We start from the raw sequence: 25,021 nt of genomic DNA on the forward strand, positions 1-25,021 counted from the left end.
CCTCAGTCCCTCACCACCGCCGACACCCTTCCCTCCCCGTCGTACACCCGCACCGTCACCAGCTTGCCGTCAGGGCGGCCGTCTCCTTCCTCCGTGATGAACCACAGGTACGCCGAGCCCGCCGCCCTGCGCAGGTGCGGCTCGGTCGTGCCGTTCTCGTATTCCAGCTCGACCCGCTTCGTCTTCGGGCCCACGTGGCCGATCATCAGCTTCTGGCCTTTCACCGCTATCTCCACCGAGGCGAAGCTCAGGCCGTCGTCACCCCCCGGCGCCTCGTCCTGGAGGCCAAAGGAGGTCAGCCGCTCCTTGCCGTCGGCCGTCACCACGATCGCGTACCAAGGGCGGCCCAGGGCCGGGACGGGGTCGGTGGTCCGCTCGTCCCACACGCCCGCCTCCGTCATCGCCCTCTTCTGGCCGCGCGCCTCCGCCGCGTCGCGCGGGGCGCCCCACGTCCGCAGCTCCACCCTGGCCGCCTCCGCCCCCGCCTTGTCGAGGACTTTGGTCAGCGGGGTGACCTGCGGGGCGTAGACATGCCGGGCCTCCGCCGAGTCCACCCGCGCCGCCGGTCGCGTCCGGCTCTCGCCGTCCACCACCGCGAGCGCCAGCGAACCCGTCGAGCCCGCGATCGCCACGGCCGCCAGCGCTCCGACCACCCAGCGGCGCGCCTTTCTGCGCCGGCCGCCGCGCATCACCGCCTGGTACGGGGCTATGCCGATCTCCACCTCGTCCGCCGCGTCCGTCAGGCGGTGGGTGATGTCGCTGTGCGCGCTGGTGTCCTGCCGCGCCGGGTTCCGGTCCGTCGTCACTACTGCTTCTCCCCTCGGCTTGCGACCTTCTCGGTTCGCCCTGCGGTCGCCTCGGTACGGCTTGCGACCTTCTCGGTTCGGCCCGCGGTCTTTCCGATCCGGCCCGCGGTCTTCTCGATACGGCCTGCGGCCTTCTCGGTACGGCCCGCGACCTTCTCGGTCAGTGCGGGTATGGCGCGGAGCTTGGCGATTCCCTTGGCGGCGTTGCTCTTCACGGCGCCCACCGAGCAGCCCATGGCCTCGGCGGTCTGTGTCTCGCTCAGGTCCTCCCAATACCGCAGGACGACCGCTTCGCGCTGGCGCGCGGGCAGCTGGGCGAGCGCGCGCAGCAGGGCCGCGCGGTCGTCCGCCTGTGCCATGCGGTCTCCGCGCTCGGGCGTGTCAAGGACCGGTGCCGAACCCTGCAGCGACAGGAACTCCTTGAGTTTGGGCCGGTGTCTGCGCGCGTGGGTGTTGATCATGATCCGGCGCACATAGGCGTCCGGGTCGCCCGCGCCGCTCACCTTGCGCCAGGACACGTACGTCCGCTCGAGGGACGACTGCACCAAGTCCTCCGCCGCGTGCTGCTCCCCCGTGAGAAGAAACGCCGTCCGCATCAGCTGCGGCCAGCGGCTCGCCATGAATCCCTGGAACTCACCGTCCAAGGCCTGCTTTCGCTCCCCCATGAATGCCTCCTTGCACATTGGAGTCCATGAGAGCCGCAAACCGTTGCCTCGAAAGCACGCAGAGAAGCCCCAGCACCCGAAAGCGACCTCCGCACCAAGAGGCTCAGCGCTGCGCGGCCGCCCGCTGTCCCGGCATCCACAGGAGCAGCACCACCACACCCGCCAGCAGGATGAACCCGCTCGTGCGGAACGCCATCGCATAGCCCTCGGTCAGCGCCTGCCGTGACGTCGAGCCGTCCATCCGCGCCGCCGCCACCGTGGAGAGCACCGCGAGGCCGAGCGCGCCGCCCATCGTGCGGGAGGTGTTGATCAGGCCCGAGACCAGCCCGGCGTCGCCGGGTGCCGCTCCCGATGTGGCGAGGGAGGCGAGCGGGGTCGTGGCGAGGCCCGCGCCGAACATCATCACGATGCCGGGCAGCATGATCGAGGTCACGTACGCACCGTCGACCGTCATCGTCGACTGCCAGCCGAAGCCCGCGGCGGCCACGACGATGCCGACTATGGAGACGTTCTTCGCGCCGAGCACCGGCATCACGCGCGGCGCCAGCATCGAACCGAGGACGATGGTGAGGGAGGACGGTATGAGGGCGAGGCCTGCCTTCAGCGGGGAGTAGCCGAGGACGTTCTGGGCGTACAGGGTCATGAACATCCACATGGCGAACATGCCGCCGCCGCACACGAACATCGCCGCGTTCGCGGCCGACACCGACCGCACCCTGAACAGCTTCAGCGGCATCAGCGGCACCTTCGTACGCGCCTCCACCACGAGGAAGGCCGCGAGCAGCGCGAGTCCGGCCGCCAGCGGTACGAGGGTCGCGGCCGCCGTCCAGCCCTTCTCCTCGGTCTGCACGATGCCGTACGCGAGGGTGGCGAGCCCGGCCGTGACGAGGACCGCGCCCGGTACGTCGAGGCGGCGCGCCTGGCCCGCCCTGCTCTCGGTCAGCCAGGCCGCTCCCGCGAAGATCACCAGGGCGCCGATCGGTACGTTGATGAGGAGTACCCAGCGCCAGGAGAGCAGGTCGGTGAGGACGCCGCCGACCAGGCCGCCCGCCGCGCCGCCGCCCGCGCCGACGGCGGACCAGACGCCGATCGCCCGTATCCGTGCCGGGCCCTCGGGCACCGCGGAGGTGAGGATCGTCAGCGTCGAGGGCGCGAGGATCGCGGCGCCGAGGCCCTGTACCGCGCGTGCCGCGAGCAGTTGCCACTCGGCCTGGGCCAGGCCGCCGCCGAGCGAGGCGGCGGTGAAGAGGCCGAGGCCGAGCAGGAACATCCGCTTCCGCCCGAAGAGGTCGCCCGCGCGGCCGCCGAGCAGCATGAAGCCGGCGAAGGCGATGGAGTAGGCGTTGACGACCCACTGGAGTCCGATGGCGCTCATGCCGAGGTCGGAGCGCATCGAGGGCAGTGCGGTGTTCACCACCGACACGTCGAGGACGACGAGGAACTGGCCCGCGCAGGCGGTGAGAAGGACCGCCCATACCGGTACGGACCTCTTCGGCGGGGCGGTGGCGGGGTCGGGGGTGTAAGTGGTGGAGGGCGTCTGGACCATGACAGGCATCCTCTCAAGCGGCGCGAGCGGCGTGCATCGGCATTTAGCGCCACGTGCCTGGGCCGAAGGGCCTAGGTCCCGGCCTGCCGCCAGTCGCCTGCCACCAGCTGTCGCCTGCCGCCGCCGGGCGCCGCCCACGGGAAAGCTCCGGGGACGGACGCAGCGCCGCTCACGGCGGCGCGGGCTGCGCCGGAAAGCAGGTCAGAGCCTCCGCAGAACCGTCACCACCGCCGCCCCGCCCAGTCCGATGTTGTGTGCGAGGCCCACCCTCGCGCCGGGCACCTGACGGGGCCCCGCCTCGCCCCGCAGGTGCCACGTCAGCTCGGCTGCCTGCGCGAGGCCGGTCGCGCCCAGGGGGTGGCCCTTGGAGATGAGGCCGCCGGAGGGGTTCACCACCCAGCGGCCGCCGTACGTCGTCGCGCCGCTCTCGACGAGCTTGCCGGAGTCGCCGGGCGCGCACATGCCCAGCGCCTCGTACGTCAGGAGTTCGTTGATGGAGAAGCAGTCGTGCAGCTCGACGACGTCCACGTCCGCGATACCGAGCCCCGCCCTCTCGTATGCCTGGCGTGCCGCCTCCCGTGACATCGGCCCGCCGACCGCGTCGACGCACGAGCCCGAGGCGAAGGACTCGGCGGTGTCCGTGGTCATGGCCTGGGCCGCGATCTCCACGGCCCGGTCCGCCAGGCCGTGCCGCTCCACGAAGCGCTCGGAGACGACCACCGCCGCCGCCGAACCGTCCGACGTCGGCGAGCACTGGAGTTTGGTGAGCGGGCGGTGGACGGTCCTGGCGGCGAGGATCTCGTCGACCGAGTACGCGTCCTGGAACTGGGCGTACGGATTGTTCACCGAGTGCCGGTGGTTCTTGGCGCCTACCGCCGCGAGCTGCGCCTCCGTCGTGCCGTACTTCTCCATGTGCTCGCGGGCCGCGTTGCCGAAGATCTGCGCGGTGGGCGGGGTCGCCTCGAAACCGTGCCGGGCGGCCATGACGCCGTAGTGGCGGGCCACCGGGGACGTCTTCAAGTCCCCTCCGCCACCACTACCGCCACCGCCCAGCGAACCGCGCGCCATCTTCTCGAAGCCGAGCGCCAGCACGCAGTCGCTCAGGCCGCCCTCGACGAACTGCCGCGCCATCATCAGCGCGGTCGCCCCGGTCGCACAGTTGTTGTTGACGTTGTAGACGGGGACGCCGGTAAGGCCCAGTTCGTAGACGGCACGCTGACCCGCCGTCGAGGGCTGGAAGCAGTAGCCGACAGGCACCTGCTCGACTTGGTCGTACGAGACTCCGGCGTCCTCCAGGGCCTTTCCGCCGGCCTCCCTCGCCATGTCCCAGTACTGCCACTCCCGCGTCTCGGGCTTCTCGAACTTGGTCATCCCGACGCCGACGATGTAGCTCTTCACGAGGCTCTCCTCACGAGGCTTTCCTTCAGTCACGGGGCAGGCCGCGTACCGCCGCGTCAGAGTAGAACACGTTCCAATCTGACGGAAGGTCAGGTGCGGGGTCTTGTCGGCACACCCCCCGAAGGCCCGGGCGGCACGCCGGTCAACAAAGGGTCAAGAGAGTCAAGAGTTCCCCTCGTACGACATCCATCGGAATAGTCGCCCGGGGATACCGGTTCGAGCTACACGTACCCCTGCCTGATCGTCCTCGCTCCCGCGCGAGCCCGACCCCCGTCCCGGAGGCCCCCCGCAATGTCGATGACGACGACCCATCCACGCGGCATACGCGGAGTCGTCCCCGTGCTCGCCTTCTCCGGCATCGTCGTCGCGGTGATGCAGACCCTGCTCGTGCCGGTCATCAAGGATCTGCCGGCCCTGCTGGACACCGCGCCGTCCAACGCCACCTGGGTCATGACCTCGACCCTGCTCGCCGGTGCCGTCTCCACGCCGATCATGGGGCGCCTCGGGGACCTCTTCGGCAAGCGGCGGATGCTGCTCGCCAGCCTCTCCGTCATGGTCGTCGGCTCGCTGATCTGCGGGTTCACCGACAATCTGCTGGTGATGATCGCGGGCCGCGCGCTCCAGGGCTTCGCCATGGGCGCCATCCCGCTCGGCATCGGGCTCATGCGCGACCAGCTGCCCCGCGAGAAGCTCGGCTCCGCGATGGCCCTGATGAGTTCCTCCATCGGCGTCGGCGGCGGACTCGCACTGCCGCTCGCCGCGCTCACCGCGCAGCACGCCGACTGGCACGCCCTCTTCTTCGGCGCCGCGGGCCTCGGCGTCCTCGCGATGGTGCTGACCGTCGTCTTCGTGCCGGAGAGCCCGATGCGCGCCCAGGGCACCTTCGACGTGCTCGGCGCGATCGGCCTCTCCGCGGGGCTCGTGCTCTTCCTGCTGCCGATCACCAAGGGCAGCGACTGGGGCTGGACCTCGGGCACCACGCTCGGCCTCTTCGCCGCCGCCGCCGTCGTCCTGGTCCTGTGGGGCGTGATGGAGCTGCGCGTGCAGGCGCCGCTGGTGGACCTGCGCACCACGGCCCGCCGCTCGGTGCTCTTCACCAACCTCGCCTCGATCATGGTCGGCGTCGCCTTCTACGCCGTCTCGCTGGTCCTGCCGCAGCTGCTCCAGCTGCCCTCCGCCACCGGTTACGGCCTCGGGCAGTCCATGGTCGTCGCGGGTCTGTGCGTGATGCCGCTCGGCCTGACGATGATGTTCACCGCGCCCGTCTACGCCCGCCTCTCGGCGAAGTACGGCCCCAAGGTGACCCTCATCCTGGGCATGCTGATCATCGCGATCGGCTACGGCGCGGGCCTCGGTCTGATGAGCGCCGCCTGGCAGACCATCGTGGTCTCGGTGGTCCTCGGCGCGGGCATCGGCCTCGCCTACTCCTCGCTGCCCGCGCTCATCATCGGCTCGGTCGACCCCTCCGAGACGGGCGCGGCCAACGGCCTCAACACCCTGATGCGCTCCATCGGCACCTCGGTCTCCTCCGCCGTGATCGGCATGGTCCTCGCCAACACCGCGGACCACGTCGGCGGTGTCGCCGTGCCCACCATGCACGGTTTCCGGGTCTCCTTCCTGATCGCGACGGGCGCGGTCGTCATCGGCCTCGTCTTCGCCCTGCTGCTGCCCTCCGCGCGCCGCTCCACCACCACGCAGCTGCGCGCCAGCAGCGAGGAGGACGCCAACCTGGAGCGCGCGGCCAAGGCCCTCGCGGGCTTCCAGGGCCGGGTGCACAGCGCGGACGGCGCCCCGCTGGCCCGCGCGAAGGTGACGCTGATCGACCGGCGCGGCAAGCAGGCGGGCGCCGCCCTCACCGACGACGAGGGCCGTTACGCCCTCGCCGTCCCGGCCGGCGGCTCCTACGTCCTCGCGGCCACGGCGGCGGGCCACGCCCCGCTCGCCTCGGCGGCGGCCCATCACGGGCACGAGCGCCCGGTCCAGGTGGACCTGGCTCTGTCCGGCGCGCCCGATGACAGCGACGTACCAGCCTGACGTCCCCTACGTGCCTCGCCCCTCACGCCACCCCCGTCACTCCCGTGCCGGGGGTGCCGTGCATCATGGGCGCCCATACCCGCGTACGACGTACGAACGACCCGGAGGAACCCCCATGGCCCCCGCGCCCAAGACCGAGCCCCAGCCGGAGATCCTCGCCGCGTTCGAGGCCGCCGAGGGCTTCATGCCGCGCGGTGAGGGGCTCGCGCTGTACGCGGCGGCCACGGAGGCCACCGCGCTCGGGCTGCCGCTCCTTGAGGTCGGCACCTACTGCGGGCGCTCCACGATCCTGCTCGCCGACGCGGCCCGGCGGGCCGGGGTGAGCGCGATCACCGTCGACCACCACCGCGGCAGCGAGGAGCAGCAGCCCGGCTGGGAGTACCACGACCCCCGAACGGTCGATCCCGAGGTCGGTTTGATGGACACGCTCCCCGCCTTCCGCCGAACCCTGCACCGGGCGGGCCTGGAGGAGCACGTGATCGCGGTCGTCGGCCGCTCGCCGCAGGTGGCGAAGGTGTGGGGCGGGCCGCTCGGCCTGGTCTTCATCGACGGCGGCCATACGGACGAACACGCCACCGCCGACTACGAGGGCTGGGCGCCGCACGTCGCCGATGGCGGGCTGCTCGTCATCCACGACGTGTTCCCGGACCCGGTCGACATCATGACCGGTCAGGCCCCGTACCGCGTCTATCTCAGGGCTCTGGCGTCCGGCGCGTTCACCGAGGTCGCCGCGGTGGACTCGCTGCGCGTGCTGCGGCGAACGGGAGCGGGGATCTGACCTCGCCGATAGGCTCGCCCTCGTGTCGTACGTAGGTCCGGAATTCGATCCCTCCCAGCCGCCAAAGCGCCGCATCGGTCACCCGTTGACGGTGACGGTGGCCGCGCTGGTGCCCACTTTCCTGGCCGGGTGGCTGGTCTACCAGGCCACCGGCGGTGAGGACGGTGGCGAACCGGCGAGATCGCTGCCGGCTTCCCCGAGCGCGTCCGCCGGGCGGACCACGCCCTCCGAGGCCGGTCCGCCCGCCCCCTCGAAATCCGACAAGGGGCAGGAAGGGGACAAGGACGGGAAGGGGGACGGCAACGATTCGAGTACGAAGCCGTCGTCGCCCGCCCCCGCCGTGGACGGCCCGCTCAAGGGCAAGGTGGTCGTCGTCGACCCCGGCCACAACCCGGGCAACTTCCAGCACACCGCCGAGATCAGCCGCCAGGTCGACATCGGTACGAACCGCAAGGAGTGCGACACCACGGGCACGTCCACCAACGACGGCTACACGGAGGCGAAGTTCACCCTGGACGTCGCCCGCCGTCTGCGCACGCTGCTCGAAGAGCGGGGCGCCACCGTCAAGTTCACCCAGGACGGCGACCGCCCCTGGGGCCCGTGCGTCGACGAGCGCGCCCGGATCGGCAACGAGGCCCGCGCGGACGCGGTGGTCTCCCTCCACGCCGACGGCTCCGGCGCGGGCAACCGCGGCTACCACGTGATCCTGCCCGCGAAGGTGAAGGGCGGCGCCGCCGACACGTCCGCGATCGTGGGCCCCTCCAAGGAGTTGGGCGAGCGCATCGCGGGCGCCTTTGTGAAGGCGACCGGAAGCGCCCCCTCCAATTACGTGGGCGGCGGCACCGGCCTGGACGTCCGCAGCGATCTCGGCGGCCTCAATCTCTCCAAAGTCCCCAAGGTCTTCATCGAGTGCGGCAACATGCGGGACGCGAAGGACGCGGCGCTTTTGAAGAGCGGCGAGTGGCGGCAGAAGGCGGCGAAGGGCATTTCTGAGGGAATCGACGGTTTCCTGCGGCGGTAGCTCGTGAACGTCCGCGTATCAATACGTGCACGTCTTTATCCCGAGCAGACACCCCCTGTGTACGGACGATATTGTCCTCCCTACGATGAGGGGCCACCCCCGCGCTTCGCGCACCGCGACACGAACGCGACTACGGCGACAGCGACGCCTCCACTGACGAGACGACTGACGAAGGACCTGAAGTGAATTTCCGCTCCCTCACTCGAGGCGACGGCGTGGTGATCGGAGCAGCGGTGTTGCTCTTCATTGCCTCGTTCCTCGACACCTTTGACGCCGACGGTGGCAACAGCGACAAGCTGCCCAACGCCTGGGACAACGGCAACCTGCTGCTGAGCGTGTACCTGCTCGGCATCATCGGTGCGGCGCTCATCGTCGTGGGCCGTGCGATGCCGCAGCAGCGCAAGGTCGCGGGCCTGGACCTCGGCCAGCTCGGTGTGGCGTTCACCATCGCCGCCGCCCTCAGCTCGCTCGGCGCGATCTTCGACACCGACCAGTCCTACAACTTCTTCTTCAACAGCAACCTCGGTGGGGCTGAGTCCCCCGACGCCGGTGTCGGCCTCATCCTCGGCCTGATCGCCGCCCTCGTGCTCGCCGCCGCCGCGATCGCCACGCAGCTCGTCCCGGCGCTGAAGGCCCCGCTCATGGGCGCCCCGCGTCCGGCCGCCCCGCAGCCCTACGGCGGTCAGCCGCAGGGTGGCTACGGCTACCCCGGCGCCGGTGCGGGCCAGCCGCAGGCGGGTGCTCCCTACGGTCAGCCCGGCCAGCAGCCCGGTCAGCCGCAGGGTCAGTCCTTCGGTGGCCAGCCGCAGCCGCAGGCCGGGCAGACGCCGCCGCCCGCGCAGGCGCAGCAGTCCGGTGACTTCTCGCCGTTCTGGTTCGCCGTGCCGGTGCCGCGTCCGCTCTACGCGGAGGACGGCTCGCCGACGCCGATCGCCGAGCTGGCGCCCGGTACCTGGTACCTCGCCGTCGAGCAGCGCGGCCAGGGCCTGGTGGCCCAGACGCAGGACGGCCGTCGCGGCGTCCTCCAGGACACCACGGGGATCCAGCGCGGCTGACCCCGCAGCGCACCTCGCGGCCCCTCGCCCTTCCGGGCGGGGGGCCGTTGTCGTACAGTCCCGACGGCCTGCTGACGCACCGTCAGCGTTTCTGCACCGGGAGGGCGTATGCGGCTCGGGCTCGCACTCGGCTACTGGGGGCGCGGTCCCGACCCCGGCCATGTCGCCCTCGCCCAGGAGGCGGAACGGCTCGGCTACGACTCCGTGTGGACCGCCGAGGCCTGGGGCTCGGATGCCTTCACCCCGCTGACCTGGATCGCCGCGCGGACCTCGCGGATCCGGCTCGGCACGGCCGTCGCGCAGATGGCGGCGCGCTCCCCGGTCACCACGGCCATGCACGCCCTCACGCTCGACCATCTGTCGGGCGGCCGGATGATGCTCGGCCTCGGTCTCTCCGGGCCGCAGGTGGTGGAGGGCTGGTACGGGCGGCCCTTCCCGAAGTCGCCGCTGACCGCGACGCGGGAGTACGTCGAGGTGGTCCGGCAAGTGCTGCGCCGCGAGGGCCCGGTGGAGCTGGCCGGCCGCTTCCACTCCCACCCCTACCGGGGCGAGGACGGCTCCGGGCTCGGCAAGCCGCTCAAGCCGATCACCCATCCGCTCCGGGCCGACCTGCCCGTCCTGCTCGGCGCGGAGGGGCCCAGGAACATCGCGCAGACGACCCGGATCGCGGACGGCTGGCTGCCGCTGTACTGGTCGCCGACGCGCACGGAAGCGTACGAGGCCTCGCTGAGCGGCCTGCGGGAGGGCTTCACGATCGCGCCGATGGCCCGGGCGAAGGTCTGCGACGACATCGCCGAGGGCCTGCTCCCCGTCAAGGCCATGCTCGGCTTCTACATCGGCGGCATGGGGCACGCGGCCCGCAACTTCCACGCCGACCTGATGGCACGCATGGGGTACGAGGAGCAGGCCCGGCAGGTCCAGGAGCTGTTCCTCGCGGGGCGCCGGGAGGAAGCCGTGCGGGCCGTGCCGGACGCCTTCGCGGACGAGATCTCGCTGGTGGGCCCCCGCGAACGGATCGCGGAACGCCTTGCGTCATGGCGTGCGGGCCCGGTCACGGACCTCCTGCTGCTGGCCCCGGACCCGCACACCCTGCGCGTCCTCGCCGACCTCAACTCCTGAGAGCGCGGTCTACCCCTTGGTCAGCTCCCCGGCCGAGGGCACCTTGTCCTTGACCTCGGCGCCCGCGCCCTTCCCCGCGTCCTTCACGGAGTTGATGACGCCGTCGAAGGAGTTGACGATCGAGTCCGTCGACTCGCCCTTGCGGAGCTTGGACGGCAGGTCCTTCAGGGCGTCGATGCCGGCGGTGAGCGGGGCCACGGCCTTGGAGAGGGCCGGGTCGCCCTGCGCGTTCTTCGTCGCCGCCTTCAGCCTGTTGTACGTGAACGCGCCCGCGAGGCCCGCCTTGACGAGGGCGATCCGTCGCCCGTCCGCGCCCTTCTTGAACTTGCCCGCGCGGAACGGCTTCACGATCCACTGGTACGTCGCCCCTGCGGCGAGGCCCGCGTTGGCGACGAACCGCGTCTTGGCGAACTTCTGCTTCTCGGCGCTGCTGCTGGCCGAGGGCGCGGCGGCCTTGGTCTCCTTGTCGTCGCTGCCGCAGGCCGTCGCGCCGGCGAGCAGGGCGCAGCACAGGGTGAGGGAGACTCCGGCACGGCGGACGGGTACGGGGCTTGGCACGGCAGCGGCCTCCAGAGGTGAGCGGTCCTCCGGGCAGCCTCACCCCGGGCGCGGGGCGCCGCCAGCGGGGCGGGCCCGAACGGGTTTCGAACGGGGCGCTCCCCGGTACCCGGCCACCATGTCTCCCACGCGGCACTCCCACGGCAGCACAGCGGCACGGGTCATCGCGCTCGTCGCCGACATCATGGCCGCCATACTCGGCCTGTGGATCCTGATGTACCTGCTGGACGCGAACCGCGCCAACGACCTCGTCCAGTTCATTCATGACGTGGCCCGGTGGCTGGCCGGCTGGTCGCACGACCTGTTCACCTTCGACGAGAAGTGGGCCAGGGTCGTCGCGGGCTACGGCCTGGCGGCAGTCGTCTACCTCCTGGTAGGCCACGCGATAGCGGGCCGCCTACGCCGGTACTGAGCGACGCCCCAAGGGAAGCGCCCCAAAGGGGCGCGGGGAACTGCGCGCCCAGCCCCATCGGACCCGCAGGTCAACCGCAGCACTCCGGGTCGAGCCCCCACGGCAGCCGCTCACCAGAGAAAACCGCACAGGTAGCCTCATCGCCACCGAGCGCCGCCACGGCGAGCAACAGCGACCCCGCCGTCCAGGTGGTCAGCTCCTCGGGCCAGATCGCCTTGTCGTCGAAGACGTAACCCGTCCAGTACAGCCCGCTCTTCGGATCGCGCAGGTGCTGGATGGACTGGAGGATCTTCAGGGCGTGGTCGGACTCGCCCAACACCCACAGGGCGAGGGCGAGTTCGGCGCTCTCGCCGCCGGTGACCCAGGGGTTGGGGTCGACGCAGCGCACGCCGAGGCCGGGCACCACGAAGCGGTCCCAGCCCTCCGCCATACGGGCCTTGGCCTCCTCGCCGGTCAGCGCGCCCCCCAGGACCGGGTAGTACCAGTCCATCGAGTAGCGGCCCTTGTCGAGGAAGCGCTCGGGGTGGCGGCGGATCGCGTGGGCGAGGGCGCCGGCCGCCAACTCCCAGTCGGGCTGCGGCTCTTCGCGCTGCTCTGCGATGGCGAGGGCGCACCGCAGCGCCTGGTGGATGGAGGAGGAGCCGGTGAGGAGCGCGTCGGTGACGGGCGTGCCGTCGGCCTCCCGCTTCCAGCCGATCTGCCCGCCGGGCTGCTGGAGCCCGAGGACGAACTCGACGGCGGCGACCACGGCGGGCCACATGCGGTCGAGGAACCCCTCGTCGCCGGTGGCGAGGTAGTGGTGCCAGACGCCGACGGCGATGTAGGCGCAGAAGTTGGTCTCGCGGCCCCGGTCGGTGACATCGTGCGGGTCGCCGTCGGCGTACGCCGCGTACCAGGAGCCGTCCGGGTTCTGGTGGCGGGCCAGCCAGTCGTAGGCACGCTCGGCGGCCGCGTGCTCGCCCGCCGCGTCCAGGGCCATGGCGGCCTCGGTGTGGTCCCACGGGTCGAGGTGGTGGCCGCGGAACCACGGGATGGCGCCGTCCTCGCGCTGGACGGCGAGGATGCCCCGTACGGTCGCCGTCGCCTGATCGGCCGTCAGGACGCCGGGCAGGACGAGGTGTTCGGTGCGCTCCGGGCTCGTCACTTGGCGGCCACCGCGGCGTCGTCGGCACCGGCCGCGGCCTCGGGGAGGTGCGGCTTGGTCGCGTACGCCACGAAGCTCTTGCCGACGACGGGGTTGAGCAGCTGCTCGGCGAGCCGGGTCGCCAGCGGCTTCTTCATGATGTCCCAGACGAGCAGCTTGTGGTACGCCCGCACCGGCAGCGCCTTGTCGTTGTCGACGCCGAACGCGCACTTGAGCCACCAGTACGGGGAGTGCAGCGCGTGCGCGTGGTGGGTGCCGTACGGCTTGAGGCCCGACTCCCGCATCCTGGTGAGGAGTTCGTCGGCCTTGTAGATGCGGATGTGGCCGCCCTCGACCTCGTGGTAGGCGTCGGAGAGTGCCCAGCAGACCTTCTCGGGGCCGTAGCGCGGGACGGTCACCGCGATGCGGCCGCCCGGCTTGAGCACCCGCACCATCTCGGCGAGTACGCCCTTGTCGTCGGGGATGTGCTCCATGACCTCGGAGATGATCACGACGTCGAACGAGGCGTCGGGGAAGGGGAGGTTGAGCGCGTCGCCCTCCATGGCGGTGGCCGTCGCCCCCGCCGGTGCCTCGCCCGCCTCCTTCATCGCGGCGAACCACTTGGCGACCTCGCGGATTTCCTCGGCGTTCTGGTCGAGGGCCACCACCCGCGCGCCGCGCCGGTAGCACTCGAAGGCGTGCCGGCCCGCGCCGCAGCCCAGATCGAGGACGCGGTCGCCCGCGGCGAGCGGGAAGCGGGTGAAGTCGACGGTCAGCATCAGCGAGGGCTCCCGGAGTACGTCGGGGTGGCCGCGGGGCGGCGGCCGGGGTCGGTGGCCGCGGCGCGGCTCATGGCCTGGCGGTAGCGCTCGGCCGTTCCCTTGGCGGCCTGCGCCCAGGTGAACTTCCTCAGCACCCGTTCGCGGCCCGCGCGGCCGAGGCGGGCCCGCAGCTCAGGGTCGCCGAGCAGCCGCTGGAGGCCGATCGCGAGCGCGCCCGCGTCGCCCGGCGGCACCGCGAGGCAGGTCTCGCCGTCGGGGCCGGCGACCTCCGGGATCGCGCCGCCGGTCGTCGCGAGGAGCGGCGTGCCGGTGGCCATCGCCTCCGCGGCGGGCAGCGAGAAGCCCTCGTACAGCGAGGGGACGCAGGCGACCTGCGCCGAGCGGACGAGGTCGACCAGCTCGGCGTCGGTGATGCCCTTGACGAACTCGACGGAGCCCTCGAGGCCGTAGCGCTCGATGGCCTGCGCGACGGGCCCGTCCTCGGCGCGCTTGCCGACGACGACGAGGTGGGCGCCGGGGTGCTCGGTGCGCACCTTGGCAAGCGCCTCGACGAGATGGACGAGGCCCTTGAGCGGCACGTCGGCGCTGGAGGTCGTCACGATCCGGCCCGGCACCTCGGGCACGGCCGGGTCCGGTGAGAAGAGGCCCGTGTCGGCGCCGATGTGGACGACGTCGATGCGGTCCTCGCGCACCCCGAGGTGGTCGATGATCTCCTGCCGGGAGGTGCCGGAGACGGTCAGGACCGAGGGGAGGCGGCGGGCGACGCGCTTCTGCATGCGGGTGAAGGCGTACCAGCGGCGGACGGACATGCGGCGCTTGAAGTCGGGCGCGGCGTCCAGCTCCAGCCGCCGGTCGACGGTGATGGGGTGGTGGATCGTGGTGACCAGGGGGGCGCCGAGGTCGCCCAACAGGCCGTAGCCGAGGGTCTGGTTGTCGTGGATGACGTCGAACTCGCCGCGCCGGGCACGCAGATGGCGCCGGGCCCGCAGGCTGAACGTGGCGGGCTCCGGGAAGCCGCCGGTCCACATGGTCGCCACTTCGAGGGCGTCGACCCAGTCGCGGAACTCGTCGCGCCGGGGGGTGCGGAAGGGGTCGGGCGAGCGGTAGAGGTCGAGGCTCGGCAGTTCCGTGAGGCTGAGGCCCGCCAGGCCCTCGCCCTCGTCCAGTACGGGGTAGGGCTGGGCGCCGATGACCTCGACGCTGTGGCCGAGCCTTGCCAGCTCGCGCGAGAGATGACGTACGTACACACCCTGGCCCCCGCAGAACGGGTTGCCCTTGTACGTGAGGAGGGCGATGCGCAACGGACGGTCGCCGTCGGCGTCGGAGCCCTTTCGGGGGCCCGCCTCCATGGCCTCAGCGGTCACTCTCGGCCCCCTTCTGCGTGCAGTTGTCCGCGAGGTTACGCCGGGACGGTAATCTAGAACAAGTTTCAGACTTGACCGGCGTCATCGTCGAGGGATCATCGGGTGCTCGCTGGACGATCGCTGATTGATCGCTGGACGAGCTTTGAATCTACCGGCAGGTAGGCGAGGTGTAAGGCCCGGATCAGGTGATTCGCGCCACCACGGGCTCCCTGCCATGCTGTGCGATCTCGCGAGGCGATGCGGAGGGGCACTCAGATGACAGCGGAAGCCAAGGCGGCGAGCCCTGCGACGCCGGCCCTCACCGAGCGGCAGGAGGCGCGCCGCCGCCGCATCCTGCACGCCAGCGCCCAACTGGCGAGCCGGGGCGGCTTCGACGCGGTGCAGATGCGCGAGGTCGCCGAGGCGGCGGGCGTGGCACTCGGCACGCTCTACCGCTACTTCCCCTCCAAGGTCCATCTCCTCGTCGCCACCATGCAGGACCAGCTCCAGCACATGCACACGACGATCCGCAAGCGTCCGCCCGCCGGTGAGACGCCCGCCGAGCGGGTCGCCGAGACGCTGATGCGGGCCTTCCGCGCGCTCCAGCGCGAGCCGCACCTCGCGGACGCGATGGTGCGGGCCCTGACCTTCGCCGACCGTTCGGTGAGCCCCGAGGTCGACACGGTCTCGCGGCTGACGACGGCGATCATCCTGGACGCGATGGGCCTGGAGCAGCCGCCCACCGCGGCGCAGCTGTCCGCGGTGCGGGTCATCGAGCACACGTGGCACTCCGCGCTCATCACCTGGCTCTCGGGGCGGGCGTCGATCGCCCAGGTGAAGATCGACATCGAGACGGTCTGCCGCCTCATCGACCTGACGGCCGAGTAGCGCGGGTAGGGCAGGCGTGGGCGCCGTCAGTCCTCCGGCGGGAAGACGGCCTCCCCGCTCTCGGCGAGCGTGATGGTGATGGCCTCGACCGGGCAGCCCTCGGCGGCTTCGAGCACCTGTTCGTTGGCATCGCCCTCGGGGGCGGTGGGGTGGGACTGCCGGGCGGTGTCCAGGGTGAATCCGCCGGGCGCTGTGCTCACGCACATGCCCGAGCCGATGCAGACGGACCGGTCGACCTCGACATGCCAGCGGTCGCCCATCAGGCGCCACTCCCCTCATAGCCGGCGGGCAGGTGGATCATCTTGTGCTCGAAGAACTCGCCGTACCCCTCGGGCCCGAACTCCCGCCCCAGGCCTGAGTTCTTGTACCCACCGAAGGGTCCGAGCATGTCGAGGCTGAAGGTGTTCACGGAGTACGTTCCCGTCCGCACCCGGCGCGCGACATCGATGCCCCGTTCGACGTCGGCGGTCCAGACGCTGCCGCTGAGCCCGTAGTCGGAGTCGTTGGCGATCCGCACGGCCTCGCTCTCGTCGCCGTACGGCAGCAGGCAGATGACGGGGCCGAAGATCTCCTCGCGGGCGATGCGCATCGCGTTGTCGACGCCGCCGAAGAGGGTCGGCTCGACGTACCAGCCCTGTTCGAATCCGGGCGGGCGGCCGCCGCCCGCGAGGATCTTGGCGCCCTCCTCCTGGCCGATGCGGATGTAGTCCAGGGAGCGCCGCTGCTGGCGCTCGGCGACCAGCGGGCCGAGTTCGGTGGCGGGGTCGAGGGGGTCGCCGACCTTGAGGGCGCGGGCCGCGGCGGCGAAGGCGTCGGCGAACTCGTCGTAGCGGGTGCGGGGCACCAGGATGCGGGTCTGGGCCACGCACGCCTGGCCGTTGATCATCCAGGCGAACGGTGCGATCCCGGCGACCGCGCTCGCCGCGTCGGCGTCGGGCAGGATCACCGCGGCCGACTTGCCGCCCAGCTCCAGGGTGACGCGGGTGAGGTTGCGGGCGGCGACCTCCATGACGCGCTTGCCCGCGGCGACGGATCCGGTGAAGGAGACCTTGTCGACGCCGGGGTGCCCGACCAGGTACTCGCTGACCTCGCGGTCGGCACAGAGGATGGAGAGCACGCCTTCCGGTAGGCCGGCCTCGGAGGCGATCTCCGCGAGGATGTAGGCGTCCAGCGGCGTCTCGGGCGAGGTCTTCAGGATCACCGGACACCCGGCGAGCAGCGCGGGGGCGAGCTTGGCGGCGGCGGTGAACTGCGGGACGTTCCAGGGCACGACGGCCGCGACGACGCCCATCGGCTCGCGGCGCACGAGCAGTTTCCCGAGGACTCCGTCGCGGCTCTCCTCGTACGGGAAGTCGCGGGCGACCGTGAGCGCCGCGTCCCACACCATCATCGCGGCCAGCGCCTGCACCATCACCCCGGAGGTGTACGGGGTGCCGTTCTCGGTGCTGATGACGCGGGCGATCTCCTCGTGGCGCACCGCGAAGCCGTCCTTGATCCTGGTGACGATCTCGATCCGCTCGTCCAGGGTCATCCGCGGCCAGGGGCCCTCGTCGAACGCCCTGCGCGCGGTGGCGACGGCGCGGTCCACGTCGGCGGGGGACGCGTGCGGCACGCGGGCGAAGACCTGCCCGGTGTGCGGGGAGACGACGTCGATGACGTCCTTGCCGAGCGGGTCGACCCACTCCCCGCCGATGAACAGCTGTCCGTGTTCCACGAGCTCCGTCATGGCTGACTGCCTCCTGCGGGGCGGTTCCCGGGACTTCGCTTTGCTGACACTGTTTCAGGCTGCGCTCTCAGGCTGTGCTCTCAGGGCTGTGCTCTCAGGGCTGTGCTCGAACTGATACCAGTTCTAGTTGGAGGAGTCCACGAACGCCAGGGCCGGGCCGGTAACTCCCGGACGGATGAGCCGACTTGGCGGGCCATTGGAACCGGTTCTAGTTATAGTGAGGGCATCCGGCGACGACGAGACGAGGCGCCCATGACCCCGCAGACGGCCGAACCGCCGGTGATCGCGCACGGCGGGGGCGTCTGGAGCATCAAGGTCCCGATCCCCGACAACCCCCTCGGCTTCACCCTCGTCCACCTCCTGGACACCGACGCCGGGCCCGTCCTCGTCGACACCGGCTGGGACGACCCGGCGTCCTGGGCCACGCTCACCGCCGGGCTCGCGACCTGCGGCGTCGCGGTCGAGGACGTACACGGCGTGGTCATCACGCACCACCACCCCGACCACCACGGCCTCTCCGCGAAGGTCCGCGAGGTGTCCGGGGCATGGCTCGCGATGCACGAGGCGGACGCCTCCGTGGTGCGCCGCACCCGCTCCCACTCGCCCGAGCGCTGGTACGGCTACATGGCCGCGAAGCTCACCGCCGCCGGCGCCCCCGCCGACCACGTCGCCCCGCTGATCCGCGCCAGGGACGAGGGCCGCCCTCGCAAACTGCCCGGCCTCGACCCCGCTCTGCCCGACCGCGGGATCACCCCGGGCGAACTCCTCGCCCTGCCCGGCCGCCGCCTGCGCGCGATCTGGACGCCGGGCCACACCCCGGGCCACGTCTGCCTGCACCTGGAGGAGGCCCACCCGGCGGGGCTCCCGGGCAACGGCCGCCTCTTCTCCGGCGACCACCTGCTGCCCGGGATCACCCCGCACATCGGCCTGTACGAGGACCCCGAGGACGACACGGTCACCGATCCCCTCGGCGACTACCTGGACTCCCTGGAGCGCGTCGGGCGCCTGGACCCCGCGGAGGTGCTCCCCGCCCACCAGCGCGCGTTCACCGACGCCCCGGCCCGCGTCCGCGCCCTCCTCGCCCACCACGAGGAACGCCTGACCGGCCTGCTCACCCTCCTCGCCGAGCCCCTCACCCCCTGGCGGCTCGCCGAGCGCATGGAGTGGAACCGCCCCTGGGCCGACATCCCCTACGGCTCGCGCAACATCGCCGTCTCGGAGGCGGAGGCCCATGTGCGCCGCCTGGTGAAGCTGGGCCGGGCGGAGGCGGTGCCGGGCAGCGATCCGGTGACGTACGTGGCGGTGTGAAGGAGGCCGGTAGAGTGGCCGGGTCGTCCTCACGTCCGCGCAGGGGGAAGCCGGTGCGAATCCGGCGCTGACCCTTCCCCAAGCTCTCGGCTTCGCTCGAGCAGGGGAGGCCCCATTCCGTCAACCACGAATCGTGGTGAGCCGGAATGCCCGGTGCGGAGCGTGACCGGCTCGCTTCATCGGGGCCCCCGATGAGCGGCACCGTCGAGGTATACGGAGCCGGAGCCGCCCGGAAGCCGTGCTCGCACGGTGCCGTGCCGCCCCGCTCCCCGCAGGGAGAGGCAACCCGCCGCATCATGAACGTTCGCCGCAGCGCAGCGGTCCTGGCCGCCGTCGCCGTGTTCGGCTCGGCCGCCGCACCGGCCGCCTTCGCGGACGGCGCCTCGCCGTCGCCCTCGACCGCGCTCCCCTCGGGCCTGTACGGCAAGTCCGACCCCAAGTTCGACGGCGTCTTCCGTCAGTCGTACGCCCTCCTCGCCCAGGACACCGTGGGCGTCAAGCCCGCGGCCAAGGCCGTGAACTGGCTGACCGGGCAGCAGTGCGCGAGCGGCGGTTTCGCGGCCTACCGCGCCGACGCGAGCGAGCCGTGCGACTCCAAGACACAGGTCGACAGCAACTCCACCGCCGCCGCCGTGCAGGCGCTCGCCGCGCTCGGCGGCGAGGACAAGAGCCTCGGCAAGACGGTCGAGAAGAGCGTGGCCTGGCTGAAGTCCGTCCAGAACCAGGACGGCGGCTGGGGCTACAACCCGGGCCTGCCCACCGACGCCAACTCCACCGGCATCGTGGTCGGCGCGCTCGTCGCCGCCGGTGAGAACCCCGCGAACGTGAAGTCGCAGGACGGCAAGTCCGCCTATGACGCGCTGCCGAAGCTCGCCATGGACTGCGGCAAGGGCGACGGCGCCTTCGGCCTCGCCGACGCCAAGTCCAAGAAGCTCAGCCCGAACGCGGACGCCACCGCGGCCGGTGTGCTCGGCAGCCTCGGCAAGGGCCTGGTCGTGGCGCCCGGCAAGAAGGCGGACGACTCCGCCCCCAAGTGCGCGAAGCCGGACACCGCCTCGCAGGCCGCGAGCAACGGCACGGGCTACCTCCTGGACGTACTCGGCGAGAACGACGGCCACCTGATGTCCGCGATGCCGGGCGCCAAGGACCAGCCTGACCTCGGCAACACCGCCGACGCCGTGGTCGCGCTGGCCGCCGCCGGGCAGCGCGGCCAGGCCGAGAAGTCCGCCAAGTGGCTCGCGGAGAACTCCGCGAAGTGGGCGAAGGAGTCGGGTCCCGCCGCCTACGCCCAGCTGATCTTCGCCGCCCACGCGGCGGGCATGGACCCGCGCGACTTCGGCGGCGCCGACCTCGTCGAGCGTCTGGGCGCCCAGGGCCCGCCCGCCCAGACCGCCTCCGACTCCTCGTCGGCCTCGGCCTCGGACGAGAAGAAGGACGAGGACGGGGGCACCAACATCTGGTGGATCATCGGTGTCGGCATGGTCGCCGGCATCGGCATCGGCTTCCTCTACAGCGCCAACCGCAAGAAGCAGCAGCCGTGACGCGGGGCCGGACGCGTCTGGTGCCCCGGCGCGCGTGGCGCGGGCGCATGGCGGTGGCGGCGTTCCTCGCCGCCCTGCTCGGCGTCCTCGCCGCCGCGCCCTCCCAGGCCGCCGGCTACCGCTACTGGTCGTTCTGGGACCGGGACGGCAGCACCTGGACATACGCCACTCAGGGGCCCGGCACCGCACGGCCCGATGACGGCGACGTCCAGGGATTCCGCTTCTCGGTCTCCGAGGACTCCAAGGACGCCGCCAAGCCGCGCGGCCCCGCCGACTTCAAGGAGATCTGCCGGAGCACCCCCGCCGAGGACGGCCGCAAGCGGGTCGCCCTCGTCATCGACTACGGGCTGCCGACGGACGCGCCCCACGACGACAACCCGCCCGCGCCGCGCACGGCCTGCGCCCGGGTCGCCGAGGACGCCACCAGCGCGGAAGCGCTCGCCTCTGTCGCCAAGCCGCTGCGCTACGACAGCAAGGCGCTGCTCTGCGCCATCGACGGCTACCCGAGGTCGGGCTGCGGCGAGCAGGTCTACAACGACACCCTGAAGACCGAGGCGCGGCCGAAGGCGGACGGGGACGAGGGTGAGGACGACGGCGGGCCCTCCGTCGGTCTGATCGCGGGGGCCGCCGCCGTGGCGCTGCTCGGCGGCGCCGCGTTCTGGCAGGCCCGGCGCCGCCGCGGCTGACGCGGCCCCGGACACGGACAGCACGATGACGAACCACGGCAGCGGCGCGCCCGGCCTCCTGCGGCGCCGCCTCGCCCCCGAGGCCCACCGGAGCAACGCCCTGCACCCGGGCGCCTGGTGGGTGTGGGCGCTGGGCCTCGGCACGGCGGCGTCCCGGACGACCAATCCGCTGCTGATCGGGCTGCTGGTCGGCGTCGCGGGCTATGTCGTGGCCGCCCGGCGGAGTTCGGCGCCCTGGGCGAAGTCGTACGGCGCGTTCGTGAAGCTCGGCCTGGTCGTCATCGCCATCCGGCTGGTCTTCGCGATCGTGCTGGGCTCGCCGATCCCCGGTACGCACGTCCTGGTGACGCTGCCCGAGGTGCCGCTGCCCGACTGGGCCAAGGGCGTGCGGATCGGCGGCAAGGTCACGGCGGAGGGCATGGTCTTTGCGCTGTACGACGGCATCAAGCTGGCGGGCCTGCTGATCTGCGTCGGCGCCGCCAACGCCCTGGCGAGCCCGTCCCGGCTCCTGAAGTCGCTGCCGGGCGCGCTGTACGAGGTGGGGGTCGCCGTCGTCGTGGCGATGACCTTCGCGCCGAACCTCATCACGGACGTGCGGCGGCTGCGGGCCGCGCGGCGGTTGCGGGGGCGGCCGGACAAGGGGGTGCGCGGGCTGCTGCAGGTCGGTCTGCCGGTCCTTGAGGGCGCCCTTGAGCGGTCGGTCGCGCTGGCCGCCGCGATGGACGCGCGCGGCTTCGGGCGCAGCGCCGCCGTCCCCGTCGGCGTGCGCAGGCTCACCGCCGTACTGACGCTGGGCGGCCTGATGGGCGTCTGCGTGGGCACGTACGGCCTGCTGACCGCCCAAGGCGCCGCCTACGGACTGCCGTTCCTGCTCACCGGCCTGCTCGCCTCGCTCGCGGGCCTGCGTCTCGGCGGACGCCGCGCGGTACGCACCCGCTACCGCCCCGACGCGTGGGGCGTGCGCGCCTGGCTGGTCGCGGGCTCGGGCCTGGCGGTCGCGGCCCTGACGATCTGGTCCGCGTCCCACGACATGGGGGCGCTGCACCCCGGCGTCGTCCCGCTCGTCGCCCCGACCCTCCCGCTGTGGCCCGCCGCGGCGGCCCTGCTCGGCCTGCTTCCGGCGTTCGTGGCGCCGGTGCCCATGGGGGAGCAGGCGCCCTCGACCCCCGTACGCCCCGTCGTTTCTCCCGAGGAGACCTCATGATCCGCTTCGAGGATGTCTCGGTGACGTACGAGGGGAGTGCCGCGCCCACCGTGCGGGGGGTTGATCTCACCGTCCCGGAAGGTGAGCTGGTGCTGCTCGTCGGCCCGTCCGGGGTCGGCAAGTCGACGCTGCTCGGGACGGTCAGCGGGCTCGTGCCGCACTTCACCGGGGGCACCCTGCGCGGGCGCGTCACCGTGGCGGGCCGCGACACCCGTACGCACAAGCCCCGCGAGCTGGCCGACGTCGTGGGCACCGTGGGCCAGGACCCCCTCGCGCACTTCGTGACGGACACGGTCGAGGACGAGCTGGCCTACGGGATGGAGTCGCTGGGTCTCGCGCCCGGCGTGATGCGCAGGCGGGTCGAGGAGACCCTGGACCTGCTCGGCCTCGCCGAGCTGCGCGACCGGCCCATCGCCACGCTCTCCGGCGGTCAGCGCCAGCGCGTCGCGATCGGCTCGGTCCTCACCCCGCACCCGCGGGTCCTCGTCCTCGACGAGCCGACCTCCGCGCTCGACCCGGCCGCCGCCGAAGAGGTCCTCGCCGTGCTCCAGCGGCTCGTCCACGACCTCGGCACGACCGTCCTGATGGCCGAGCACCGCCTCGAACGGGTCGTGCAGTACGCGGATCAGCTGCTGCTGCTCGCGGCCCCGGGCGAGCCTCCGGTACTCGGCGACCCGGCGGAGCTGATGGCCCGCTCCCCCGTCTGCCCCCCGGTCGTCGCGCTCGGCCGCCTCGCGGGCTGGTCGCCGCTGCCGCTGACCGTGCGGGACGCGCGGCGCAGGGCGGGCGCGCTGCGGGAACGGCTGGCCGGGGCGGAACCGCGCCAGGAGGAGGCGGCCGTGCGGCCCGTGGAGCGGCCGGCGAGCCGGTGGCCCCGGCCGCGCAAGGAACGTACGTCCGACAGGGCACCCGCGGCGGCCGTCGAACGCCTCGCCGTGCGGCGCGGCCGCGTAGAGGCGCTGCGCCGCGTCGACCTCACCGTCATGCCGGGCGAGACCGTCGCCCTGATGGGCCGCAACGGCGCCGGGAAGTCCACGCTCCTTTCCACCTTGGTCGGCCTCCTGGAACCCACCTCGGGCGCCGTCCACGTCGGCGGCGCCGTCCCCCACCGCACCGCGCCGCGCCAGCTGATCCGGCACGTCGGCCTGGTGCCGCAGGAACCGCGCGACCTGCTGTACGCGGACACCGTGGCCGCCGAGTGCGCCGCCGCCGACCGGGACGCGGGCGCCGACGCCGGGGCGTGCCGGGCGCTGGTGAGCGAGCTGCTGCCCGGCATCGCGGACGACACGCACCCCCGGGACCTCTCCGAGGGCCAGCGCCTCGCGCTCGCCCTGGCGATCGTGCTGACCTCGCGCCCGCCCCTTCTCCTGCTCGACGAGCCGACCCGCGGCCTGGACTACGCGGCCAAGGCCCGCCTCGTCACGATCCTGCGGGGGCTGGCGGCCGAGGGGCACGCGATCGTGCTGGCCACGCACGACGTGGAGCTGGCCGCCGAGATCGCCCACCGCGTGGTGATCCTCGCGGACGGCGAGGTCGTCGCGGACGGCCCGACCCCGCAGGTCGTGGTGTCGTCGCCGGCCTTCGCGCCGCAGGTCACGAAGATCCTGGCGCCCAGGGAGTGGCTGACGGTGACGCAGGTGCGCGAGGCGCTGGACACGGTGGGGGGAGCGTCATGAGCGCCGCCTCCGATGCGAAGAGGGCCGCCTCCGGTGAGAAGAGCGCCGCCGCCGGTGAGAAGAGGCGGGCCCGTGCCATCCGCCTCGGCCCCCGTTCGGTCGCCGCGCTCGCGCTGGTCAGCGCGGTGGGCGTGGTCGCCTTCGGGTGGCCGCTGCTCTCCAGCCAGGGCTCGGGGTTCGCCGAGCACGCCCAGGACGCCCCGTGGCTGTTCGCGGCGCTGCTGCCGCTGCTGCTCGGCGTCGTCGTGGCGACCATCGCGGACGTCGGCCTGGACGCGAAGGCCATCGCCATGCTGGGCGTGCTGGCGGCCGCGGGCGCCGCGCTGCGGCCGCTCGGCGCGGGCACGGCGGGCATCGAGCCGATGTTCTTCCTGATGGTGCTGAGCGGACGGGTGCTCGGGCCGGGCTTCGGGTTCGTGCTCGGGGCGGTGTCGATGTTCGCGTCGGCGCTGCTCACGGGGGGCGTGGGGCCGTGGATGCCGTTCCAGATGCTGTCGATGGGCTGGGTCTGCATGGGCGCGGGGCTGCTCCCGGGGGCGGAGACCTTGCGGGGGCGCCGCGAGCTGTGGCTGCTCGCGGGCTATGGCGCGGTCTCCGCCGTGCTGTACGGCACGGCCATGAACCTCCAGGGCTGGCCCTACCTCGGCGGGATGGCCACCGGCGTCTCCTTCCAGCCGGGCGACCCCCTCGCCGAGAACCTCGCCCGTTTCGTCGCGTACTGCCTGGCCACCTCGCTCGGCTGGGACCTGCCGAGGGCCGTGGTCACGGTCCTGCTGAGCCTCACGCTCGGGCCTGCCGTCCTGAAGGCGCTGCGGCGGGCCACGAGGCGGGCGGCTTTCGAGGCGCCGGTCACATTCGAGGCGCCAAAGCCGTGAGGGCTCTTCTGCTCTCCGTTACATGAATGGCGCAAACTCGTGAGGCGGCCCACAGGACCTTGGTCCTCTACGAGGGGGGCTCGTAGCCGCCGCGCCTTGATGGACATGCGTCAATTGCCGCGCTGACCTGGGGATTGAGAGCCACGTCACAGACGGGCCATTCGGCTCGGGTGCGACTTCCACTAGTAAGAGGGGTCATTGCGGCGAGGTCTCGGGCCTGTTTCTCTGGATGAGTCGCACGGCGCCGACGTCCCCACGGGAACTCGGCGCCTGTGCATGTCCCCCACGTTTCACGGCACGCACCGCGACAACCCCGTCCCCCACCGGAAGGTCCTCTGTGTCCGCCTCGCTCATCCGCCGCATCGCTTCCCCGAAGAAGGCCCTCTCCGGCGGCCTCGTCGCCGCCGCCGCCACCGGCATGGTCTTCGCCGCGGCCCCGGCCCAGGCAGCCACCCCGACCACCACGAAGTCCGTCGT

At 72.3% G+C, this 25,021-nt stretch carries 22 protein-coding genes and 2 pseudogenes; 14 read left to right on the forward strand and 10 right to left on the reverse strand.

Features of this window, described 5'->3' with window-relative positions:
* Positions 1-2: 2 nt before the first annotated feature.
* The 4 genes and pseudogenes from GKQ77_RS06285 to GKQ77_RS06300 form a co-directional block, all read right to left on the reverse strand.
* Complete coding sequence (locus GKQ77_RS06285) at positions 3-806, reverse strand: hypothetical protein (protein WP_219687715.1); 804 nt, start codon at positions 804-806, stop codon at positions 3-5.
* Between the two features lie 149 nt (positions 807-955).
* Positions 956-1,471: pseudogene (locus GKQ77_RS06290) on the reverse strand (SigE family RNA polymerase sigma factor); the annotation flags it as partial.
* A gap of 103 nt (positions 1,472-1,574) precedes the next feature.
* Entirely contained in the window at positions 1,575-3,017 is a 1,443-nt protein-coding gene (locus GKQ77_RS06295) for an MFS transporter (protein ID WP_219687717.1), read from the reverse strand.
* 201 nt (positions 3,018-3,218) lie between these two features.
* A complete protein-coding gene (locus GKQ77_RS06300; RefSeq protein WP_219687718.1) occupies positions 3,219-4,415 on the reverse strand; it encodes a lipid-transfer protein in 1,197 nt (398 codons plus the stop codon).
* Between the two features lie 291 nt (positions 4,416-4,706).
* On the opposite strand from GKQ77_RS06300, the gene GKQ77_RS06305 reads away from it, so the two are divergent.
* From GKQ77_RS06305 to GKQ77_RS06325, 5 genes are all read left to right on the forward strand, one after another.
* A complete protein-coding gene (locus GKQ77_RS06305; protein WP_219687719.1) occupies positions 4,707-6,449 on the forward strand; it encodes an MFS transporter in 1,743 nt (580 codons plus the stop codon).
* A gap of 115 nt (positions 6,450-6,564) precedes the next feature.
* The gene (locus tag GKQ77_RS06310; RefSeq protein WP_219687720.1) at positions 6,565-7,227 is read left to right on the forward strand and encodes a class I SAM-dependent methyltransferase; all 663 of its coding nucleotides are present in this window, start codon (positions 6,565-6,567) and stop codon (positions 7,225-7,227) included.
* 22 nt (positions 7,228-7,249) lie between these two features.
* Positions 7,250-8,248 (forward strand): N-acetylmuramoyl-L-alanine amidase, encoded by a 999-nt coding sequence (locus tag GKQ77_RS06315; protein ID WP_219687721.1) that lies wholly within the window; start codon positions 7,250-7,252, stop codon positions 8,246-8,248.
* Positions 8,249-8,430: 182 nt separating this feature from the next.
* The gene (locus tag GKQ77_RS06320; protein WP_219687722.1) at positions 8,431-9,303 is read left to right on the forward strand and encodes a DUF5336 domain-containing protein; all 873 of its coding nucleotides are present in this window, start codon (positions 8,431-8,433) and stop codon (positions 9,301-9,303) included.
* A gap of 108 nt (positions 9,304-9,411) precedes the next feature.
* Complete coding sequence (locus tag GKQ77_RS06325) at positions 9,412-10,422, forward strand: LLM class F420-dependent oxidoreductase (protein WP_219687723.1); 1,011 nt, start codon at positions 9,412-9,414, stop codon at positions 10,420-10,422.
* Positions 10,423-10,431: 9 nt separating this feature from the next.
* Here the strand turns inward: GKQ77_RS06325 and GKQ77_RS06330 are convergent, their stop codons facing one another.
* The gene (locus GKQ77_RS06330; protein ID WP_219687724.1) at positions 10,432-10,980 is read right to left on the reverse strand and encodes a hypothetical protein; all 549 of its coding nucleotides are present in this window, start codon (positions 10,978-10,980) and stop codon (positions 10,432-10,434) included.
* A 118-nt stretch (positions 10,981-11,098) separates the two neighbouring features.
* Here GKQ77_RS06330 and GKQ77_RS06335 point away from each other — a divergent pair, with 118 nt between their 5' ends.
* Complete coding sequence (locus GKQ77_RS06335) at positions 11,099-11,392, forward strand: hypothetical protein (RefSeq protein ID WP_030777776.1); 294 nt, start codon at positions 11,099-11,101, stop codon at positions 11,390-11,392.
* A 70-nt stretch (positions 11,393-11,462) separates the two neighbouring features.
* Here GKQ77_RS06335 and GKQ77_RS06340 read toward each other — a convergent pair whose 3' ends face one another.
* From GKQ77_RS06340 to GKQ77_RS06350, 3 genes are read right to left on the reverse strand one after another with little or no spacing between them, the layout of a single operon-like run.
* Positions 11,463-12,536, reverse strand: coding sequence for a prenyltransferase/squalene oxidase repeat-containing protein (locus tag GKQ77_RS06340; protein WP_219687725.1), 1,074 nt, complete (start codon positions 12,534-12,536; stop codon positions 11,463-11,465).
* The gene (locus GKQ77_RS06345) at positions 12,533-13,294 is read right to left on the reverse strand and encodes a class I SAM-dependent methyltransferase (RefSeq protein ID WP_219687726.1); all 762 of its coding nucleotides are present in this window, start codon (positions 13,292-13,294) and stop codon (positions 12,533-12,535) included. The genes GKQ77_RS06340 and GKQ77_RS06345 overlap by 4 nt, the downstream gene beginning before the upstream one ends.
* Positions 13,294-14,661 (reverse strand): glycosyltransferase family 4 protein, encoded by a 1,368-nt coding sequence (locus GKQ77_RS06350; protein WP_219687727.1) that lies wholly within the window; start codon positions 14,659-14,661, stop codon positions 13,294-13,296. The genes GKQ77_RS06345 and GKQ77_RS06350 overlap by 1 nt, the downstream gene beginning before the upstream one ends.
* A gap of 255 nt (positions 14,662-14,916) precedes the next feature.
* On the opposite strand from GKQ77_RS06350, the gene GKQ77_RS06355 reads away from it, so the two are divergent.
* Positions 14,917-15,528 carry a TetR family transcriptional regulator gene (locus GKQ77_RS06355; protein ID WP_219687728.1) on the forward strand — a complete coding sequence of 204 codons (612 nt, stop codon included), beginning with the start codon at positions 14,917-14,919 and terminating at the stop codon, positions 15,526-15,528.
* 26 nt (positions 15,529-15,554) lie between these two features.
* On the opposite strand, the gene GKQ77_RS06360 is transcribed toward GKQ77_RS06355, so the two are convergent.
* Positions 15,555-15,788, reverse strand: a complete 234-nt coding sequence (locus tag GKQ77_RS06360) for a ferredoxin (protein WP_125512528.1) — start codon at positions 15,786-15,788, stop codon at positions 15,555-15,557.
* Complete coding sequence (locus GKQ77_RS06365) at positions 15,788-17,254, reverse strand: aldehyde dehydrogenase (RefSeq protein WP_219687729.1); 1,467 nt, start codon at positions 17,252-17,254, stop codon at positions 15,788-15,790. The genes GKQ77_RS06360 and GKQ77_RS06365 overlap by 1 nt, the downstream gene beginning before the upstream one ends.
* Positions 17,255-17,506: 252 nt before the next feature.
* Between GKQ77_RS06365 and GKQ77_RS06370 the strand changes: the two genes are divergently transcribed.
* The 7 genes and pseudogenes from GKQ77_RS06370 to GKQ77_RS34270 form a co-directional block, all read left to right on the forward strand.
* A complete protein-coding gene (locus GKQ77_RS06370; protein ID WP_219687730.1) occupies positions 17,507-18,562 on the forward strand; it encodes a Strvi_7410 family MBL fold metallo-hydrolase in 1,056 nt (351 codons plus the stop codon).
* Between the two features lie 296 nt (positions 18,563-18,858).
* On the forward strand, positions 18,859-20,103 hold the full coding sequence (locus tag GKQ77_RS06375; protein ID WP_219687731.1) for an SCO2321 family membrane protein: 1,245 nt from the start codon (positions 18,859-18,861) through the stop codon (positions 20,101-20,103).
* A 47-nt stretch (positions 20,104-20,150) separates the two neighbouring features.
* The gene (locus GKQ77_RS06380) at positions 20,151-20,789 is read left to right on the forward strand and encodes an SCO2322 family protein (RefSeq protein WP_219687735.1); all 639 of its coding nucleotides are present in this window, start codon (positions 20,151-20,153) and stop codon (positions 20,787-20,789) included.
* Between the two features lie 25 nt (positions 20,790-20,814).
* On the forward strand, positions 20,815-21,993 hold the full coding sequence (locus GKQ77_RS06385; RefSeq protein WP_219687732.1) for an energy-coupling factor transporter transmembrane component T: 1,179 nt from the start codon (positions 20,815-20,817) through the stop codon (positions 21,991-21,993).
* A complete protein-coding gene (locus GKQ77_RS06390; protein WP_219687733.1) occupies positions 21,990-23,669 on the forward strand; it encodes an ABC transporter ATP-binding protein in 1,680 nt (559 codons plus the stop codon). The genes GKQ77_RS06385 and GKQ77_RS06390 overlap by 4 nt, the downstream gene beginning before the upstream one ends.
* A complete protein-coding gene (locus tag GKQ77_RS06395) occupies positions 23,666-24,544 on the forward strand; it encodes an ECF transporter S component (protein WP_219687734.1) in 879 nt (292 codons plus the stop codon). Before GKQ77_RS06390 ends, GKQ77_RS06395 begins: the two co-directional genes overlap by 4 nt.
* A gap of 337 nt (positions 24,545-24,881) precedes the next feature.
* A pseudogene (locus GKQ77_RS34270) lies at positions 24,882-25,021 on the forward strand (lytic transglycosylase domain-containing protein); the annotation flags it as partial.

Origin of the sequence: Streptomyces anatolicus (assembly GCF_019400875.1) — a bacterium.
In the GTDB taxonomy this organism is placed as follows: Bacteria; Actinomycetota; Actinomycetes; order Streptomycetales; family Streptomycetaceae; genus Streptomyces; species Streptomyces anatolicus.

Coding starts and splice junctions, on each gene's coding strand:
- GKQ77_RS06385 (WP_219687732.1), top strand. CDS start 20,815: ATGACGAACCACGGCAGCGGCGCGCCCGGCCTCCTGCGGCGCCGCCTC.
- GKQ77_RS06395 (WP_219687734.1), top strand. CDS start 23,666: ATGAGCGCCGCCTCCGATGCGAAGAGGGCCGCCTCCGGTGAGAAGAGC.
- GKQ77_RS06305 (WP_219687719.1), top strand. CDS start 4,707: ATGTCGATGACGACGACCCATCCACGCGGCATACGCGGAGTCGTCCCC.
- GKQ77_RS06365 (WP_219687729.1), bottom strand. CDS start 17,254: ATGACGGAGCTCGTGGAACACGGACAGCTGTTCATCGGCGGGGAGTGG.
- GKQ77_RS06370 (WP_219687730.1), top strand. CDS start 17,507: ATGACCCCGCAGACGGCCGAACCGCCGGTGATCGCGCACGGCGGGGGC.
- GKQ77_RS06345 (WP_219687726.1), bottom strand. CDS start 13,294: ATGCTGACCGTCGACTTCACCCGCTTCCCGCTCGCCGCGGGCGACCGC.
- GKQ77_RS06360 (WP_125512528.1), bottom strand. CDS start 15,788: ATGGGCGACCGCTGGCATGTCGAGGTCGACCGGTCCGTCTGCATCGGC.
- GKQ77_RS06335 (WP_030777776.1), top strand. CDS start 11,099: ATGTCTCCCACGCGGCACTCCCACGGCAGCACAGCGGCACGGGTCATC.
- GKQ77_RS06375 (WP_219687731.1), top strand. CDS start 18,859: ATGAACGTTCGCCGCAGCGCAGCGGTCCTGGCCGCCGTCGCCGTGTTC.
- GKQ77_RS06295 (WP_219687717.1), bottom strand. CDS start 3,017: ATGGTCCAGACGCCCTCCACCACTTACACCCCCGACCCCGCCACCGCC.
- GKQ77_RS06355 (WP_219687728.1), top strand. CDS start 14,917: ATGACAGCGGAAGCCAAGGCGGCGAGCCCTGCGACGCCGGCCCTCACC.
- GKQ77_RS06325 (WP_219687723.1), top strand. CDS start 9,412: ATGCGGCTCGGGCTCGCACTCGGCTACTGGGGGCGCGGTCCCGACCCC.
- GKQ77_RS06390 (WP_219687733.1), top strand. CDS start 21,990: ATGATCCGCTTCGAGGATGTCTCGGTGACGTACGAGGGGAGTGCCGCG.
- GKQ77_RS06310 (WP_219687720.1), top strand. CDS start 6,565: ATGGCCCCCGCGCCCAAGACCGAGCCCCAGCCGGAGATCCTCGCCGCG.
- GKQ77_RS06380 (WP_219687735.1), top strand. CDS start 20,151: ATGGCGGTGGCGGCGTTCCTCGCCGCCCTGCTCGGCGTCCTCGCCGCC.